Origin of the sequence: Paenibacillus sp. LjRoot153, from assembly GCF_964253085.1 — a bacterium.
Taxonomy (GTDB): domain Bacteria; phylum Bacillota; class Bacilli; order Paenibacillales; family NBRC-103111; genus Paenibacillus_E.
The window spans coordinates 3,434,888-3,453,159 of record NZ_CAXUQH020000001.1 but is presented as its reverse complement, the minus strand read 5'-3'; the positions used below and the strand labels follow the sequence as shown (position 1 = coordinate 3,453,159).

The window sequence follows — 18,272 nt, the reverse complement described above, 5'->3', positions numbered from 1 at the left end:
CGTTAATTGATAACAAACAGTGTTTAAAAAACTTCTTTAAACTTCTATTTAGTTAGAATATGTTTATTTTTTAGGTTCGTCAACCACTTCGTAGTCAGCGTCAACAACATTTTCTCTACCTTTTGGAGCTTCGCCTGCGCCGCTACTCGCATCAGGACCTTGATCTTGTGAAGCTTGCTCATATAATTTAACAGAAAGCTGTTGAATCACTTCTGTCAATTCTTCTGTTGCTTTTTTGATCGTTTCAAGATCGTTGCCAGCAAGAGCAGCTGTAACTTTCTCTTTCGCAGCATTCGCTTTGTCGATCTCGCCTTGGTCTACTTTGTCGCCAAGATCTTTGATCGTTTTGTCAACGGAGTATACCAATTGATCAGCTTCGTTACGAGCTTCTACAAGCTCTTTACGTGCGCGATCTTCTTCAGCATGTGCTTCCGCATCCTTCACCATTTGTTCAACTTCTGCATCGCTCAAGCCGCTGGAAGAAGTGATCGTGATTTTTTGGCTCTTGCCTGTTCCTTTATCCAAAGCCGACACGTTAACGATACCGTTCGCATCGATATCGAAGCTAACTTCGATTTGTGGAACGCCGCGTGGAGCTGGAGGAATGTCACCTAGCATAAAGCGACCAAGTGTTTTGTTACCACTAGCCATGGAGCGCTCACCTTGAAGAACATGAATCTCAACGCTAGTTTGGTTATCTGCATAAGTGGAATACACTTGTGATTTCGTAGTAGGAATCGTTGTATTGCGGTCGATCATTTTCGTGAATACGCCGCCTGCTGTTTCGATACCAAGGGAAAGTGGTGTTACGTCAAGAAGAACAACGTCTTTCACTTCACCAGTTAAAACACCAGCTTGAACAGCTGCGCCAAGCGCAACAACTTCATCCGGGTTAACACCTTTGTGAGGCTCTTTACCTGTTAACTTCTTAATCGCTTCAACAACTGCAGGAATACGCGTGGATCCACCAACAAGAACAACTTTATCAATTTGGCTTGTGGACAAACCGGAATCTTGAAGCGCTTGACGAGTTGGTCCTAGTGTTCTTTCAACAAGACCAGCTGACAATTCTTCGAACTTCGCACGAGTCAAGTTCAACTCCAAATGCTGAGGAACGCCGTCTGCTACCGTGATGAACGGAAGGGAAACTGTCGTTGTCAAAACACCGGAAAGTTCTTTTTTCGCTTTTTCTGCAGCATCTTTCAAACGTTGAACAGCCGCTTTATCTTTGGAAAGGTCAATGCCTTGCTCTTTTTTGAATTCAGCAACGAGGTAATCGATGATCACTTGGTCAAAATCATCGCCGCCCAATTTGTTATCGCCGCTTGTTGCTTTAACTTCGAAGAAACCATCGCCTAACTCAAGGATGGATACGTCAAATGTACCGCCACCAAGGTCATAAACGAGAATCGTTTGGTCTTCTGTTTTTTCCAAACCGTAAGCAAGTGCTGCTGCAGTTGGCTCATTGACGATACGAAGAACTTCAAGACCAGCAATTTTACCAGCATCCTTCGTCGCTTGACGTTGGCTGTCGTTAAAGTAAGCAGGAACCGTGATTACCGCTTGTGTAACGGTTTGGCCAAGGTAAGCTTCCGCATCCGCTTTTAGCTTTTGCAGGATAATTGCAGAGATCTCTTGTGGCGTGTAGTCTTTGCCATCAATGTGCTCTTTGTGGTTCGTACCAATGTGACGCTTGATGGAGCTGATTGTTTTGTCTGGGTTTGTGATCGCTTGACGCTTAGCAGTTTCACCAACTACGCGCTCGCCATCTTTTTTGAAACCTACAACGGATGGCGTTGTGCGGTTACCTTCTGGATTTGGAATTACGACAGCTTCTCCGCCTTCCATAACGGCAACGCAAGAATTTGTAGTACCTAAGTCAATACCAATTACTTTACTCATGTAAAGATGCCTCCTTATGTTCCCTAGGAACGTGATTAGATTTAGTTAAAAATGATAAGATCTCTAAACGCTAACTTTAACCATCGCAGGTCGGATGACCTTATCTTTTAAGATATAGCCTTTTTGCAATTCTTCTACGACGATACCTTCTTCATGCTCCTCAGATTCCACTTGCATAACCGCTTGATGGAATTCAGGATTGAATGGTTGGCCAACCGCTTCGATAGGCTTAAGGCCTTCAGCAGTCAATAGTTGATCAATGCCGCGGTACGTCATATCCAAGCCCTTCACCAATGCGTCGAAATCCTTCGTCTCTTTGCTTGAAGACAGCGCGCGATCAAAGTTATCCACAATCGGTAATAGCTGTTCAATCAATTTAAGCGAAGCGTATTTCGCGAAATCTTCCTTCTCCGCTCTTGCACGGCGACGGAAGTTGTCGAAGTCCGCTTGAACGCGTAATAAACGCTGATAGTTTTCTTCGGCTTGCACACGCGCCTGTTCCAATTCGCTCGATACCTCAGCATCATTGGAAACTTCTACGTCAGCTTCACCAGTCGTTGCTTCGTTGTCGGCTGCGTATGTAGTGTTGATGTCTTGTTCGACTGTTTTGTTATCTCCAGTACTCAATTGTCCTTCACCTCCTAAACATAATACACGACTTATTTGGGTTTAGTTTGCCCATCTTTAGTTCTCTTCAAAAGGCTGCTTCATCTTAATCACTGTATGGATACGCAGCACCGCGGCAGCTACTTCACCGGCCGCTTGCAGAGCGTGAATTTTCACATCTGTCGGATCCATGATCCCTGCTTCCACAAAATCCGTGATCAGCCCCGTATCACAATCGATCCCTAGGCTGTCCGTATCCTGCGCAAGCTGGGCCGCTTTCAGCTCTTCAACCTTCTCGAGTGGGTTGTAGCCTGCATTCACGACGATTTGTGATAATGGCTTGCGCAGTGCTCCCGCGACAGCGGCCACACCAAAGCCCTCCATGCCCTTCATCGTCTCGCGCACACGCTCCAGATCATGCGCGACGGCCATCTCCGCAGCGCCGCCACCGGGCAAGTACCCGCCGCGCACGGCGGCTTGGACGGCTGACGCAGCGTCCTTCGCGATGCGCGAGCGCTCATGCGCCGCTTCGCGCGTCGCGGCGCCAACGATCACGGTCACGTGCTGCTCACCGTGACCATGCGCCACGCGCACGCGCTCCAGCCGCTCGTCATACGCGGCATAGCCCGCGTGACCGAGCGCAGCGCTCAGCTCCGGCGCGCTCTTGCGCAGCGCCGTGCGCCGCACCGGCCTAGCGCCGGTGTGCTCGCTCAGCAGCTGCAGGTCCCGGCGGGACAGCCGCTGCAGCACGAGGATGCCATGGTCGGAGCAGAACTGCTCCGCCTCAGGGTCAACCCCGCGGTCTGATGCGATCAGACCGACGCCGAGCTCCTGCAGCGAGCCAAGGCTGCTGCGGAAGAGCTCCCGGAGCTGCATGTAGCGCTGGAAGCCTGCCTCGGTGACCAGCGATTCCTCGCTGACCGCCTCAGGCTCCAAGGCATCATGCAGCACGAGAATGCGGGCATCTCGGCGCTCGTGCCCCGGATGCAGGTTCATCGGCTTCTGGTTCAGCAGAATGCCGGTCCAGACCTCGCTGCTCGCCTCTTCATGTGCGAGCACACTGTCCGCGAAGCGATAGCCCTCTTCGCGAAGCTTCTCTTCACCCACCGCTTCGGCCGCTTGAATAATAAGCTTAGCAATGTCAGTTTGCTCGCGCCCCGCTGTATAAGCAATTCGCTGCAGTGCGCGATCTGCAAGACCTGCAATCTTACGACTGCGACCTTGTAAGCTCGCTACGGCTAATTCGATGCCCTGTAGCATGCCAGTGACAACCTTGGCAACAGGGACGCCGCGTGTAACTTGCGCGACACCTTCTTGCACCATGGCTCCGGCAAGCACAGTCGCTGTCGTTGTACCATCGCCAATTTGGCGTTGTTGACTCCGAGCGACTTGAATCATTAACCTAGCAGCAGGATGGGTAACATCCATCTTTTCCAATATGGTCACACCATCGTTGGTAATAATGACATCACCTTGGCCGCCGACTAGCATGGTATCTAGCCCTTTAGGACCTAAGGTTCCTTCGACAGCCGAACAAATCGCTCTGACAGCCGCGGCATTATTCACTAACGTAGAGTACCGTTCTTCGCCTTCACCATGCATGGGTTTGACTCCTGTCATTTGCCATACCAACGTCCTAGGACCAATTCCATATGTTTCGATAGATGCTCCATTAAGCCAATAACTCTACCGTACTCCATGCGTGTAGGTCCCAAAATACCAATCGTTCCAAGCGGTGTACCACCTATGGAATAGGAAGCTGTAATTAAACTGCAATTCGATATGGCTTCAATGCTATTCTCAGCACCAATTTTAATCTCAATGCCTTCATTTGACGGAGTAAATAACTTGATAAGGGTTGGTGCTTCTTCCAGCAGATCAAAAATGCTCTTCACTTTCTCCACATCCTTGAACTCAGGTTGTGTGAGCATATTCGTCATCCCACTGAGGAACACACGGTCCTTCTCATCGCTTTGAAGCACGCTTTCCACCAAACCAAGAAGCTCTTGATAGCCAGTAACATATTTGCTTAACTCATTAGAAATCTCATTGTAGAGCTTCGATTTAAACTGAACCAATGGCACATTCTTCAGCCTAGTGTTCAGAATATTAACGACCTTCTCGATTTCCGACATCGGAATTCCTTCGGGTATCGTTACCGTCTTATTTTCAACATGCCCAGTATTCATCACCAGGATCGCAACAGCCGTCGTATCCGAGATCGGAATGATTTGGATATGTTTCAATGTCGTGCTAAAAACCTCAGGACCGAGCACAATAGACGTGTAATTCGTAAGACTGGAGAGCATGCCAGCAACGTGCTGAATAACACCTTCCATCTCCTGAATCCGTTCTGCGAAAGCCCCTTTCATGGAGTCCAAATCATGACTATGCAAGGAACCGTGCTTCAACAAATGATCGACATAATAGCGATAACCTTTGTGTGAAGGAATACGACCTGCGGACGTATGAGGCTGCTCAAGATAGCCCATTTCTTCGAGATCAGACATTTCGTTACGTATGGTTGCTGGACTAAACCCAACATTCCCACGCTTCGAAATACTTCGCGAACCAATTGGCTCCGCTGAACGAACGTAATCATCAATGATTGCACTTAAAATCATGCGTTGGCGCTCTGTCAACATGAGTACCCCTCCTCCTCACTTCTCACTATTTGCCACCGTCGTTAGCACTCGTATTTAGTGAGTGCTAAATCCTAATACAAAAATAACAGACCCTAAGGTCTGTTGTCAAGTCAATCCAAACGTTTAAGTACGGCGATTTCGTCGCAACAATACTGTTTTTTGCAATGCATGCAGTCTCTCCAAACCTTCTCCGGAAAAATCTCCTTCGGAACGAGCGTAAAGCCGTTTTTTTGGAAGAAAGCTACTTCATAAGTAAGTGCCATAACTTTAATAATACCTTGACTTCTTGCCTCTTCAACTAAGAAATCAACAAGCTTACCACCGATCCCTTGACCCTTGTAACCAGGCGTCATCCCAAGTGAGCGAATCTCAACAAGATCTGGCCCCAATCTCGTCAATGAACCGCAGCCAATTAATAAGCCATCGAATTCAGCGACAACAAACGTGTCAATTTGATCTTGGAGCATTTCCCTACTCCGCGGTAGCATGATGCCTTGCTTGGCATACCCCTGTATAATTTCGTAAAGCTTATCAATATCATCTACCGAAGCTTTTCTTACGGACACCGTAGTTGATGTATTCACGTTTCCCCACCCACCATTCGCACAAAAATGCATAAAAGCCACGCTAGCGCCCTGCGGCTTTCCGCTGTTTCGCTTGTGGATTCATGTATAAATATACAACGAAACGTATAAATGCACAAGCGTTTTTTGCGCTATTTTGGTTTAGCTTAAGAACGAGGCAAAGACTTCATTTCCTAACAAAATGCCGTGTTTGGATAGACGATATCCTTCTGGCGTTTGCTCGATCAGCTTTTTGTTTATCCAGCTTTGCAGGGTAGCTCCAAAGTGGGATTCGATCGTCTCTCCGAATTGATCCATGAAGTCCTTGCTTCGCACACCCTCTAGCAGTCGCAAGCCAACCATCATAAAGTCTTCCATAGCCTCTTGAGGAGTTACGTCGAATTGCTCCATGATCGGTAACCCAAGCTTCGTTGCGTCAATGTAAGGTTGAATGCCCTTTACATTCACATGGCGCTTACCATTCATATACCCGTGTGCACCTGCTCCTAATCCGTAATATGAGCGGTTGCGCCAATACATCGTATTATGTCTGCTTTCGCGGCCCGGCTTGGCAAAGTTACTGATTTCATATTGCTTGTAACCCGCTCCCTCCAGCCTTTTCATGATCAACTCATACATATCGACTTCCTCATCTTCACTCGGGAGCGGCAGTTGATTTTTATTGAATAAGGTGTGGAATAAGGTGTTTTCTTCTACTTTCAAGCTATATATCGAATAATGCTGCAAATCGAGTGATAGCGCCTCATCTAATGTTGCCTGCATGATATCCACCGTTTGCTTCGGAAGCCCGAACATGAGGTCGATGGATAAATTATCGAAGCCTAGCTTCTTCGCATTGGCAATGCTTCTATGAACATCATCTGTATTATGAATACGGCCGATCGCCGCAAGGATGTCATTATTAAAAGATTGCACACCGAAGCTAATGCGATTCACACCGCCGGCTTTCATCACAGCTAGCTTATCTTCGTCCGTTGTTCCCGGGTTCGCTTCCATCGAAAATTCAACTTCCGCACTGTCCGCAGGGAAATAGGTGCGTACAATGCGCAAGAAGCGATCCATTTGATCTGGAAGCAACACGGTTGGCGTTCCACCGCCGACGAAGATCGTCTCCACCTTCTGAGGTGGATTGTTCCGAACCGTGAGTTCCATTTCACGCTCAAGCGCATCTAAATATTCCATCACAGGTTGGCCCTTGAGCACGTACGAGTTGAAGTCGCAATAATGACATTTATTTGTGCAAAAAGGGATATGAATGTACACCGCTGTAGGCGTTGTATAAGTAACTAACATAAGGGTATTCCTTTCCACGGTCACAATTGACAAAAAGCCAAGGGACAGCGTACGCTGCCACCCCAGCTTTGAGTTCCATGCATCTATTCGTCGATTTTCAAAACAGCCATGAACGCCTCTTGCGGCACTTCTACGCTACCGACCTGCTTCATGCGTTTTTTACCTTCTTTTTGCTTGTCTAACAATTTACGCTTACGAGAGATGTCACCGCCGTAACACTTCGCAAGTACGTTCTTACGCATAGCTTTAACCGTCTCACGAGCCACGATCTTCTGTCCAATTGCCGCTTGAATCGGCACCTCAAACATTTGCCGCGGGATGAGCTCCTTGAGCTTATCACAAATGATTTTGCCGCGATGATAAGCGGTATCACGGTGAACGATGAAGGAAAGTGCATCCACTTGCTCGGAATTAAGCAAGATGTCCATTTTCACTAGATTGGATTTCTTATAGCCGCTAACTTCATAGTCAAAGGAAGCATAACCCTTCGTCCGTGATTTCAGCATATCGAAGAAATCGTAAACAATCTCTGATAGCGGGATCTCGTAAGTCAATGTAACACGATTCGTATCTAAGTATTCCATATTCATATATTCACCGCGTTTACCTTGGCAAAGTTCCATGATTGTTCCTACATAATCGTTAGGCACGATAACAGAAGCTTTCACGTAAGGCTCCTCAACGAAATCGATTCGTTGTGGATCCGGATAGTTCGATGGATTGTCAATTTCCATGACATCACCATTCGTTAACGTAATCCGATAAATAACGCTCGGTGCCGTTGTAATCAATGGGATGTTGAACTCACGTTCAATCCGCTCCTGAATGATTTCCATGTGCAAGAGTCCTAAGAATCCGCAACGGAAGCCGAAGCCTAATGCTGTCGAGGTTTCAGGCTCAAAACGCAAGGATGCGTCATTCAGCTCAAGCTTTTGCAGCGCTTCACGAAGATCATTGTAATCGGTGGTTTCAATCGGATACAATCCGCAGAAAACCATTGGATTAATCCGACGGTAACCTGGCAATGCATCAGGTGAAGGGCGATCCGCTTCCGTCACCGTGTCACCGACACGAGTGTCTCCGACATTTTTAATACCAGCAACGATAAAGCCAACATCTCCGACCTCTAGGGAAGGAACCGATGACATTCTTGGTTTGAACGCACCCACTTCAATGACTTCAAACACTTTGCCTGTCGCCATCATTTTGATCTTAGATCCTGCTTTGATCGCGCCATCTACAACACGCACATACACGATTACACCTTTGTAGCTATCGTAATGGGAGTCGAAAATCAAAGCCTTCAAAGGTGCATCAGGATTACCTTGTGGAGCCGGTACCTTTAGGCAAATTTGCTCGATGATCTCTTTAATGCCGATCCCCGCTTTGGCTGATGCATGTACGGCATCGCTAGCGTCAAGCCCGATCACATCTTCGATCTCTTGCTTAACTTTATCTGGGTCTGCGCTTGGTAAATCGATTTTATTAATGACTGGTAAAATTTCTAAATTATTTTCCAATGCAAGATATACGTTTGCTAATGTTTGAGCTTCAATCCCTTGAGCCGCATCAACAACCAGCAACGCGCCTTCACAAGCTGCAAGGCTTCGTGATACCTCATAGGTAAAGTCTACGTGTCCTGGTGTATCAATCAAGTTAAGGATGTAATCTACGCCATCGTCAGCGCGGTAAGCCAATCTCACCGCTTGAAGCTTGATGGTAATCCCCCGTTCACGCTCCAGATCCATCTGGTCGAGAACTTGCTCTTGCATCTCACGTGAAGACAATGCACCTGTATATTCCAGAATGCGATCAGCTAGTGTTGATTTACCGTGATCGATATGAGCGATAATTGAAAAGTTGCGAATTCTTTGTTGTCTTTCTCGAATGTCCGTCATGCTAAAGACTAACCCCCACTACATGCAAATAATTTTCATTATAGCAGTTGTGGGAAGTCGGAGCAATGCACACCTAGCCTTTGCCTAAAACAGCATCAAACAAAGAAATAAACAATTTAATGCCATGGTGTGCCGTTATCTGTAAAAGCTCGCCTAATTTATTCCCTACACGGTTCAATGAATTATCATGAATAGCAACAGGTTCGGCTTTTGACTCATCGGATTGTTTGCCTTTCACTGCTGTGTTTTGAACAGCTGGTGTAGGCGTTGCGTTGGCAACCGTCGTCACTACTTTTCCTGGTACTTTGGTTGGAACAACTTGTGGGGCTGCTTTGGAGGAAGGCTGAGGACCTTCTATTCGTTCCATGCCGCTGGATGCTAGACTGACGCCGAACAAAATACAAAATAACAGCAAGAGTCCAAACAAGCCAACCTTGATATAAAAGTGCCTCAGCCTCATTCTATTTCCTCCTTCAGTTTTAAGCTCGTTTATGAGTTTTTAGGTGTAGTAACTGGTGCATCCACTTTTTTCGCGTTCAAAATAACTTCCGATATCGCTTCAGCCAGCCAATCTGTCGTCCGGTAGCATTCCTCGAGGGTATTGTAAGGCCCTCCCACCTCGATCAAAATACTGTTAGGTGAAATGTTTTGGTTATACAAACCATTGCCCTCACTAGCCTCTTTCGCATGAATCCCCTTTGAAACACCTGGGTGCTTCGCTTCCAGCACTTGATGAATTTTACTTGCAAATTCCTCGTTCTTTTTCCAGTTTGGGTTTTTTCCGCCAATTATAAAATACACTTGTGCGACATCCTTGCCTTCGATCGTGGCCGTTGTTTTATTACGTGCTGCTGAATCGCGATGAATATCGAAGAAATATTGCAAATCCTTATGCGAAGTGATCGCTTCCTGGAGCGTTTTGGCCGAATATTTGTAGGAGTACGGATATTCAAACCCTTTGACAGTACTAGGATAAACGGTAGAGGAATGCACAGCGCCGATGCCATCTCTCTCTAAATTCTGTGCTAAACGTTGCCCAACGGAGATGATATTCACTTTATCGCTATAAGCTTTATCTGGGTCTGTCACACCTTTTAGCTCTGGTAGAAATGACTCATTACTGTGCGTTTGATAGATAAATGCGATATTATCGCCAGCCGTTTTCGGTGGTTGTGCAACTGCATTAGGAGAAGGGGTTGCACTGCTAATTGGCGTCGGCTCCACGGACGGCGATGGAAGTGGAAATCTAGCTTCTGCTTCCAAATTATTTGATCCTGGATTTAGATCGTAGGGGGCACTCGGATTCGTTTCGCTCCCTTTTACCAATACCGTCGACTTATTCAGGTCCATGCCAGGCACTTCACTTGCGACTAGGCTCTTAGGATCACTTGGATTAATATCCGTCATCATTTGAAAAGCGAAGTGAAACACGTTGTGCTGGGAGAAAGTGAACTTCTTCTGATCCTTATTTAAATGAGGGACTTCCATACCCAACATATCGATAAAAAACTGATTCGTGACAGATGCGGCGAGACCTTTCATGGATGAAACAGGCGATGTTGACATTAATCGGCTTTGCAGGACGCCACCCAGACCAATGAGTACGAATAGCGCTAAGGTCGAGGTGCTGAGGACGATAAACGTTTTCCCGACGGAACTGGCGCTCTGAAAGGTTTTGCGAACTTGGCTGAAATTCCATGTGGCAGATGTCCATTTCATAGTTTCCATGCCTCCTAAACTATCTTAATTCAATCTATGAAACGAGCCCGAACGATAGAACTAGTTTTCGCTAGATTTTTTTAATAGAGAAGGATTAGGAAGCAGGCTGCCATTTTTTTTGGTAGGCACGAACGCCAAAAAGAACTGCCCCCACGTTAGTAGGGCTCAGTTCTCTCGTTTCATTAATGGGTATAGGCTGCTACGTTATCGATATCTACCGCGTCATGTAAAGCCGCATTTAAGCCGCTGGCAATGATATTGGCAATATCCTCAATAAACTGATCAATCTCCTTCGGTGTCACGAGTAGATCGTGTCCTACGGGGTTTAGCACCTCTTTTACAAGCTGCAGCCGCTCATCTTCGTTGATGTTATCCAGAAGTCCGAAGATCTGACCCGTATTGCTCGTTTGACCGCTAAAATGCTTCTGCATCAGATCAAAAGCATTATTCACAATCGTTGAAGCATATACAACGGTAGGAACACCAATCGCAATAACTGGAATACCCAATTGCTCCTTCGTCAAGCCTTTGCGCTTGTTGCCGATGCCTGATCCCGGGTGTATGCCGGTATCCGCAATTTGTATGGTCGTATTAACACGATCCAAGGATCTTGAAGCAAGCGCATCGATGGCGATGATGAAATCAGGCTTAGATTTATCTACAATCCCTTGCACAATGTCGCTGCTTTCAATCCCCGTTGTACCAAGTACTCCTGGCGCAACAGCACTCACAGCTCGATAGCCTGGGCTCACATCCTCAGGAACCAGTTCAAAGTAATGACGCGTCACCATTATATTTTCAACAACGAGAGGTCCCAAGGCATCGGGAGTCACATTGCCATTACCCAGTCCAATAATCAGGGCTTTTGCATTTTTGGGAATACCAACTTGCCGCAAAAACTGCTCAAACTCCTGAGCTAGCTTTGTCGCCACACGATCCTGCAATTGGCTGTCTTTCTCCCGCAACGCAGGTACTTCAATCGTTATATAATGACCCAGAAGCTTACCAAGCGCTTTGGAGCCTTCTTCGTTAAGAACGTTTATTTTGGTTACGCGTATCCCGTTTTCCCGTGTGAACTCCTGTTCAATACCAGGAATCGGTTGCCCCTGGTTGGCTGCATGGGCCATATCCCTTGCATCGAGTGCAAGATCGGTCTGTGTGTTAAATATGCCTAAGTCCATTGGAGGTCCCCTTTCATACTTGCGCTGTGTTGCTTATTGTGTGACAGATGCCGCGGCGTTATGCAAAGATAGAGACCACTGAAAACCTATTGACAGCTCTTGCAATTTGAAATATTGCGTGGTAGAATACTTAAAGTTGTCAGCAAACATACAAATGTAACGTTGAACGTGTTTTGTAAGTAGGAGGTGAATTTCATGCCAAACATTAAATCCGCTATTAAACGAGTAAAAGTTAGCGAAAAGCGTCGTCTTCGCAACGCTTCCCACAAGTCCGCTTTGCGTACTGCTGTGAAAGCTTTCGAAACAGCTTTAACCCCTGAAGCTTTAGTTTCTGCTTCTAAGAAATTAGACAAAGCTGCTTCTAAAGGTTTAATTCATAAAAATGCCGCTAACCGCAAGAAGTCCCGTCTAGCTAAAAAGCTAAACGCTCTTTCGGCTCAAGCGTAATTCACGGACATAAAGCAAAAGACTAATTCTCCTAGGAGAATTAGTCTTTTTTCCATTGTTCTTCCTAGGCAGCGAGCCTAAGAAGAAACAATTCCAACCCTAAAACCTTATCGATTTTCCCCGTTTTCATCTGCAAATCAAGATCCGCCAGCTCTCCCATAATTCGGCTCAGCTTCTCCCCATCGTACTTTCGCGCCTGCCCTTCGGCAACTTTGACCGCAAAAGGGTGTAAGCCAATCTGTGAAGCCATCTGTTGCTGCGAATAACCCTGCTTTCCAAGTTCTTTCACCTGTAACATGATCCGGAACTGTCTGGCGATGAGCGAAGCGATTTTGATTGGCTCCTCACGCTGCTTCAGAAGCTCCTCTAAGATCACAAAAGCCCGCTCCAACCGCACATTCACGATATCTTCAATAAGTATGAATACGTTCTGTTCCGTGCTCCGAGCGACCAATTGATCAATAACGTCAGGTGAAGCTACTCCTTCGGCACCTATAAACAGGGAAATCTTCTCTAGTTCTGCCGATAACGATTGCAAATTGCCTCCTGTATACAGGATCAACTGGTCTGCCGCTCCACTTGAGAATGTAAAGCCTAGCGTACTCGCTTGTTTAGCTACCCATTGCGTCAATTCCTCTGGGCTCAAAGAAAGGAACGGCACAGCAGCCTCCATGTCCTTAAGCGCTTTGACAATCTTCTTACGCTCGTCCAATTTATCGGCATCGACTGTGAACACCACGACCGTATGTTCCGCAGGTGACTTTAAATAGGCTGTTAAGCGATCCATATTGTGCTCTAGCTTCGTATTTTCCTTCGCACCAGTGAAAAACAACGCATTTTTAGCAATAACCAATTTTTTCGGCACCATAAAAGGTAACGTTTCCGCATCATCTAACGCAGATGAAAGTGGCATTTCACTCAAATCGAATTTACTCACTGCAAATTCCCGATCTTCCGGCCCCATTAATGAATCCGTTAAAATCTGAATAAATTCGCGCATTTTATATTTCTCAGGTCCATAGCACAAGTAAACGGGAGCTGGGCGGCCTGCTTGTATATCTTTTAATGCTCTTTTTGCGTCCATGACTAGCATTCACCCCTCCTGTTTATTTTAACAACAACAAAGGGATTACGTCAAAGCCCGAAGACTTTGAAGCAATCCCTTTGCCAGTCTATTTAAACACCGATTCAAGGCCCTAGAAACCTTAACTCGTGTGGATGAATGAACTGTCCCTTGTTTCCTAAGATAGTTTACGCAATTTCAGTCAAATTGGTGCAACGAATTTTACGTTTATTTATTGGCTTCTGTTTTCTCTTTGACATCGATAAGAATCGTTTGAAGCAATCCCTTACTAATGACTTCATAAAACAGCTTGTCATCCTTCGACCATTCCAACAACCTGATTTGATCCTCTGCCTCCCATACATGCTTGGAAGCAAAGACAAGCTCATGTGTGGTACTGTTTCGAATGACAACATGTGCGTCTTCAATCGTTGCCTCATAAGTACCCGTTGTAGACTTCAGTATAGGCTCACTTTGAGGAACTGTTATTGAGAGAATACCTTGACTCGCACTTATTCGGTCTGTACTCGATGGGTCGACGGAAGGAACCGGAGCCGTTTTCTTTGTTGGTGACTCCGTCGACTTCGGTTCTAACGATGATTTCGGAACGTTTAAGCCAGCAGCAGGGGTAGTAATAGCTTCTGCATTTGGATCAACCTTATCCGTCTTTGGAACGGACGTGTCCGGATCCCTCAACCGCTCTGGAGCCGATGTAGATGGTGATACCTTGTTCGTCTGCATGTCACTCCCATTGGTTGGTGAACTATATGCACCTGGTTTTTCTAACTGCGCTTTGGAAGTAGCTTGCGGCGAATTCCCAGCGTTGCCTGTAGAAGAGTTAGCAGTGTCTGTCCCTTTTGCAAACGAATCCGTCGTTGGCGCGATTGGTGATCCTTCAATAGATGTAGCGTTTTCCTGGTTTTTAGCAATGTCATCGTTCCCTAGCTTTTGATTCGACTCTGAAGTTCCGGTTACACGCTGCTCAGCTGGGCTTTTGGAATCAGCACTTGAACGAGACATAATTCCGTCCGCATTGTCGATAACAGGATTCCCCATGTTAAATGCGAAAAATCCAATAATCAATCCCGCGGCAACGACGCCGCTTGCGAATTTCCACGAGAACTGTTCTTTAAATCGGCTCAATCCTGTGAGCTTAGGTATGTCTTCTTCCGATTCTGCCCTAGCAACCCTGGATGGGAAAACAACGACATTGTCCGTCTGTGGTGTCTCATTTTGTTTATCCAATTCAAGCAGTTGTGGCATAATAGCATCAACCAAACTGAAAGGCGGCATAACCTTAGGAAGCTGGGACAATTCGTTCGACAATGCCTGCAGACGCTCAAACATCTGGGCACAGTCCAAACAATGCATAAGGTGAGCATGCAGCTCATTTTCTTCTTTTGGAGCTAAATCTCCATCTAGCTGTCTTTGCATGTACATCATCACCTCTTGACATTTCATCCCCGAACACCTCCTTTCTGATAATCTTGGAGTAACGACTGTAAGGTGTGTCTAGCTCGAAATAAGTAAGACTTCACCGTATTGAGTGGTAAGTTTAGCGATTCTGCAATTTCATGATACGAAAAGTCCTGCAAATAACGTAGAACAACTACAGTGCGATGGTGTTCGGGAAGCTTCTCAATAGCCTCTCTAATATCCTGAGCTAGGTAACTAGTCAATATTTCCTGTTCTACATCATTATCAGCTGTAAAAGTCATTTCATGCTCATCCATAGAAACCGTTGGTTTCGCTCTGCGAAATTTATCGATGCAGATGTTCGTAACAATCCGCTGCACCCACGTTTTGAACAAAGCTTTTTCTTCATAGGAATTAATTTTGGTATAAATCCGAAGAAGAGCTTCTTGCGAAGCATCAAGCGCATCCTGTTCATTATTCAAAATATAAAAAGCCGTCCGATAAACGTGAGACTCAATCTCTCGCAATAGGGTAATGAGCGCATCACGGTCACCGGCTTGTGCTGATCTTACCAGTTCGGGTGCTATCACTGGGATCCCTCCCCCTTGCATTCTTACAGACGCAATCACATCTCATAAGGTTGCAATTTTTTTAGAATTAATATATTGATAACTTTCATCTATCAGAATAACAAATAATGAGTCACATAACATCTTTTAGACGTAAAAAATGAAAATTAGTTTCACAATAGTTGATTTTTACAACAGAAAAAGCCTTAGACGAACATTCCCGCCAGGAAATGATGCTTCTAAGGCCTGTAACCTACTTCGTTTGTGCGATCGTCATTCCTAGTTCCGTAACTTCATCCGTGTGAAAACCCCCGAATTCCGCACCTCCATCTGTACTTCCCCCATTCGATCCGTGCGAAAAATGGCCACGTTCGCATTGATCAAGCGATCCGTAATTTCTGGAGAAGGATGGCCATACGTATTCATGACGCCCACCGAGATAACTGCCACAGCTGGCTTCCAGTATGTCAACCACTCCGAGGTGGTTGAGGTTTTACTGCCATGGTGAGCAACTTTAAGAACATCGATTTTGTTGTTCCCGCCGCCAGTGGGGATGGGGGCGAAATTCCTCTCATCGGCTACTAATGCAGAGTGATCACGCAAATAATCCAGCACGGCCGCCTCGGATTCTTTCTCCATATCTCCCGTAAAAAGCCAACGTGTCCCTTGCATCTCGAGTAAGAAAACAACGGATCTCGCATTCTGCTCTTTGACAATTTCAATCATTGTCGGATTCGTTTCAAGCGGGTAAATCACCTGCAATTTCGTAACAGGGTCGATGTCGATCCAGTTATCAACTTGCGCTGGTAATAAGGGGACTTTCTTTTGAACAAGTGTGGAAAAAAAGGTCGTCATAGAGCTGCTTTCCTTAAATGTTCCGTTAAATAGAAATTGCTTCACTGGAATTTGTTCAATAACAGCCTGCAAACCGCCGCTGTGATCAGCATCCTCGTGTGTAAGTACGACAAGATCTAGACTTTGAATACCCCGTTTTTTCAGGAGAGGAACTAGCAATTTTTGCCCCACTTCAAACGGATCCTTGCGGATTTTCCAATCATCACCTGCCTTACGGAACGTGAGTGTCCCTCCTCCATCGATTAATAAATGGCGACCATAAGGCGTTCGAATCAGAATGGCGTCACCTTGCCCAACATCGATAAATTGGACAAGACCTGTTCGTTGAAAGCGATTCGGCGAATACCCCATCCATAACAGCATGAGAAAGCCTCCTATTGCAAGGAGTAAACTGAGCTTTATACGCATTCCCTGTGTACTTTCCCTAGTGTTGATCTCCAATATTATGGGAAGCTCACCTTTCGAATTTAGGTAACAGCGATGCCAGAGCATATAAATAATAACTAGGAATCCGTAGTAAAAACAGATCCAAGGTATACTTGGAGATGGCCATATCATTGTGAGATGAGGAATCTGCTGAAGTTGATCAGTAATCCAGAATATTGCTTGATTCAGCCAAGCGATAATCTGGCCTATTCTTTGACCTAACGGAATGTAAATTATACCTAACGCCAGCGCAACCAAGCCTGCTGGAAACACGATCATACTGATTACAGGGACTAATACAGCATTCGCTAACCAAGATAACAAAGAAAACTGATTGAAATAGTAAATCGAGACCGGAAAAGAGACGGATTGGGAAACGAGTGTGATGGCGAGGGTGTTTTTGAGTGTGGGAGAAGTCATCCAAGGAGAAAGTAAGGTCGTCACTCTTTGTACGCCGATGATGAGTCCAAGTGTGACTAGGAAGGAAAGCTGGAAACTTACATCAAGCAAAAAATAAGGATTCCAGAAAAGCATGGCCCATGCGGCAACGGCTAGAATGTGCAACACCTCTTTCATTCCTCCACGCCGAGCGGCGTATAGAGCAATCATCGACATAAGTCCAGCCCTGACAATGGACGGCGATGCCCCAGTGACGAGGACGTAGAACGGTAGCAAGCACATACAGATGAGCAGATAGTTTTCCTTCGTGACTTTAAAACGGCGCAAGATCCAGATGCACACGCCTAGGAAAACGGCAATATTCAAGCCTGAGATTGCCAAAATATGCGTAAGTCCCAGCTCCGAAAATTGCTGGAAGCGGTCTGGATCCAGATCGTCCGTGATGCCGATCAACATGCTTTTCATGAATCCCGCCTGCGACGCGGGAAAGATCAGGTCCATACGCCTGCTGAGCGCAGCGCGCAGCTCGTCGTTCCAGCGCAGCAGCTGGACGACGCTGAAGTGCGCTGCCGCAGGCTGCACCTGCGCCTGATCCACCCCTTTGGCTGAAATCAGCCAATGGGTGTGGTGAAGGCGCAGATATCGGCGGTAGTCGAAGCCGCCGAAGTTGCGGGCCGGGGACGGGCTGCGCAGCGTCCCCGTTAGCGTCAAGGCGTCGCCTCGGCGCCAGCCCGACGCCACGGATTGCTGCGCCTGCTCCATCAGGCGCAGCGAGACCTGCACGCTTTCCCCGCCGAGCGGGAAAGCGCTGGTTTCTGGGAAGCGGATGGACTCCGCTTCCAGGGTGAAGCTAGCCCTGTCACCGTCAATGGTGACAGGGCTGGCAAACCGGCCGAGCAGCGTGACCTCGCTGCCGTCAGGGCTTATCTGCTGCTGCTGCGCCAGCGGCAGCGCAGTGATGTTGCGCTGGTCGGTCCCTTGATAATAGCCGTAGGCTATAACGACCAGCAGCAGCGCCCCTATCGGCTGCCGGCCAGGCAGTCGCAGCGTGTAGAGGATGACGAGCGCGGCTAACAGCAGCGCGCTTGTCATCCAGGAGAGCCACGGGAGTTCGGTATAGATAGCGAGCACATAGCCACTTATCCACAGACAACAACCTTGAACAACTGGTCTTTTCATGGGAGATCACTCCTTCATTTTCACTTTCTTACGATCCAAACAAAAAACCTCTTTCTAACGCACCCACAATGGCTGCACTAGAAAGAGGTT

The 18,272-nt window shown here is 46.7% G+C and carries 15 protein-coding genes; 1 reads left to right on the top strand and 14 read right to left on the bottom strand.

What is annotated here, in order from left to right:
- Window positions 1-63 precede the first annotated feature (63 nt).
- From dnaK to gpr, 10 genes are all read right to left on the bottom strand, one after another.
- Entirely contained in the window at window positions 64-1,902 is a 1,839-nt protein-coding gene (gene dnaK, locus ACSQ8P_RS14385; protein ID WP_436235825.1) for a molecular chaperone DnaK, read from the bottom strand.
- Window positions 1,903-1,965: 63 nt separating this feature from the next.
- On the bottom strand, window positions 1,966-2,529 hold the full coding sequence (grpE, locus tag ACSQ8P_RS14380) for a nucleotide exchange factor GrpE (RefSeq protein ID WP_436235824.1): 564 nt from the start codon (window positions 2,527-2,529) through the stop codon (window positions 1,966-1,968).
- Between the two features lie 57 nt (window positions 2,530-2,586).
- On the bottom strand, window positions 2,587-4,110 hold the full coding sequence (locus ACSQ8P_RS14375; protein WP_436235823.1) for a TCP-1/cpn60 chaperonin family protein: 1,524 nt from the start codon (window positions 4,108-4,110) through the stop codon (window positions 2,587-2,589).
- Window positions 4,111-4,124: 14 nt separating this feature from the next.
- Entirely contained in the window at window positions 4,125-5,153 is a 1,029-nt protein-coding gene (gene hrcA / locus ACSQ8P_RS14370) for a heat-inducible transcriptional repressor HrcA (RefSeq protein WP_171635204.1), read from the bottom strand.
- Between the two features lie 110 nt (window positions 5,154-5,263).
- A complete protein-coding gene (locus ACSQ8P_RS14365; RefSeq protein ID WP_436235822.1) occupies window positions 5,264-5,737 on the bottom strand; it encodes an N-acetyltransferase in 474 nt (157 codons plus the stop codon).
- A 141-nt stretch (window positions 5,738-5,878) separates the two neighbouring features.
- A complete protein-coding gene (hemW, locus tag ACSQ8P_RS14360; protein ID WP_436235821.1) occupies window positions 5,879-7,030 on the bottom strand; it encodes a radical SAM family heme chaperone HemW in 1,152 nt (383 codons plus the stop codon).
- Between the two features lie 83 nt (window positions 7,031-7,113).
- Window positions 7,114-8,928: a translation elongation factor 4 gene (gene lepA, locus ACSQ8P_RS14355; RefSeq protein WP_436235820.1), complete on the bottom strand. Its 1,815-nt coding sequence runs from the start codon at window positions 8,926-8,928 to the stop codon at window positions 7,114-7,116.
- Window positions 8,929-9,001: 73 nt separating this feature from the next.
- The gene (locus ACSQ8P_RS14350) at window positions 9,002-9,388 is read right to left on the bottom strand and encodes a hypothetical protein (RefSeq protein ID WP_436235819.1); all 387 of its coding nucleotides are present in this window, start codon (window positions 9,386-9,388) and stop codon (window positions 9,002-9,004) included.
- Between the two features lie 29 nt (window positions 9,389-9,417).
- Window positions 9,418-10,647 (bottom strand): stage II sporulation protein P, encoded by a 1,230-nt coding sequence (gene spoIIP, locus ACSQ8P_RS14345; RefSeq protein ID WP_436235818.1) that lies wholly within the window; start codon window positions 10,645-10,647, stop codon window positions 9,418-9,420.
- Between the two features lie 182 nt (window positions 10,648-10,829).
- Window positions 10,830-11,828, bottom strand: coding sequence for a GPR endopeptidase (gene gpr, locus ACSQ8P_RS14340; RefSeq protein WP_436235817.1), 999 nt, complete (start codon window positions 11,826-11,828; stop codon window positions 10,830-10,832).
- A gap of 195 nt (window positions 11,829-12,023) precedes the next feature.
- Between gpr and rpsT the strand changes: the two genes are divergently transcribed.
- Window positions 12,024-12,275 carry a 30S ribosomal protein S20 gene (gene rpsT, locus ACSQ8P_RS14335; RefSeq protein ID WP_056609803.1) on the top strand — a complete coding sequence of 84 codons (252 nt, stop codon included), beginning with the start codon at window positions 12,024-12,026 and terminating at the stop codon, window positions 12,273-12,275.
- Window positions 12,276-12,339: 64 nt separating this feature from the next.
- Here rpsT and holA read toward each other — a convergent pair whose 3' ends face one another.
- From holA to ACSQ8P_RS14315, 4 genes are all read right to left on the bottom strand, one after another.
- Complete coding sequence (gene holA / locus ACSQ8P_RS14330) at window positions 12,340-13,359, bottom strand: DNA polymerase III subunit delta (RefSeq protein ID WP_436235816.1); 1,020 nt, start codon at window positions 13,357-13,359, stop codon at window positions 12,340-12,342.
- A gap of 207 nt (window positions 13,360-13,566) precedes the next feature.
- Window positions 13,567-14,799: a zf-HC2 domain-containing protein gene (locus ACSQ8P_RS14325; protein WP_436235815.1), complete on the bottom strand. Its 1,233-nt coding sequence runs from the start codon at window positions 14,797-14,799 to the stop codon at window positions 13,567-13,569.
- Entirely contained in the window at window positions 14,796-15,365 is a 570-nt protein-coding gene (locus tag ACSQ8P_RS14320) for an RNA polymerase sigma factor (RefSeq protein ID WP_436235814.1), read from the bottom strand. Before ACSQ8P_RS14320 ends, ACSQ8P_RS14325 begins: the two co-directional genes overlap by 4 nt.
- Window positions 15,366-15,602: 237 nt before the next feature.
- Window positions 15,603-18,182, bottom strand: a complete 2,580-nt coding sequence (locus ACSQ8P_RS14315; protein WP_436235813.1) for a DNA internalization-related competence protein ComEC/Rec2 — start codon at window positions 18,180-18,182, stop codon at window positions 15,603-15,605.
- Window positions 18,183-18,272: the final 90 nt, after the last annotated feature.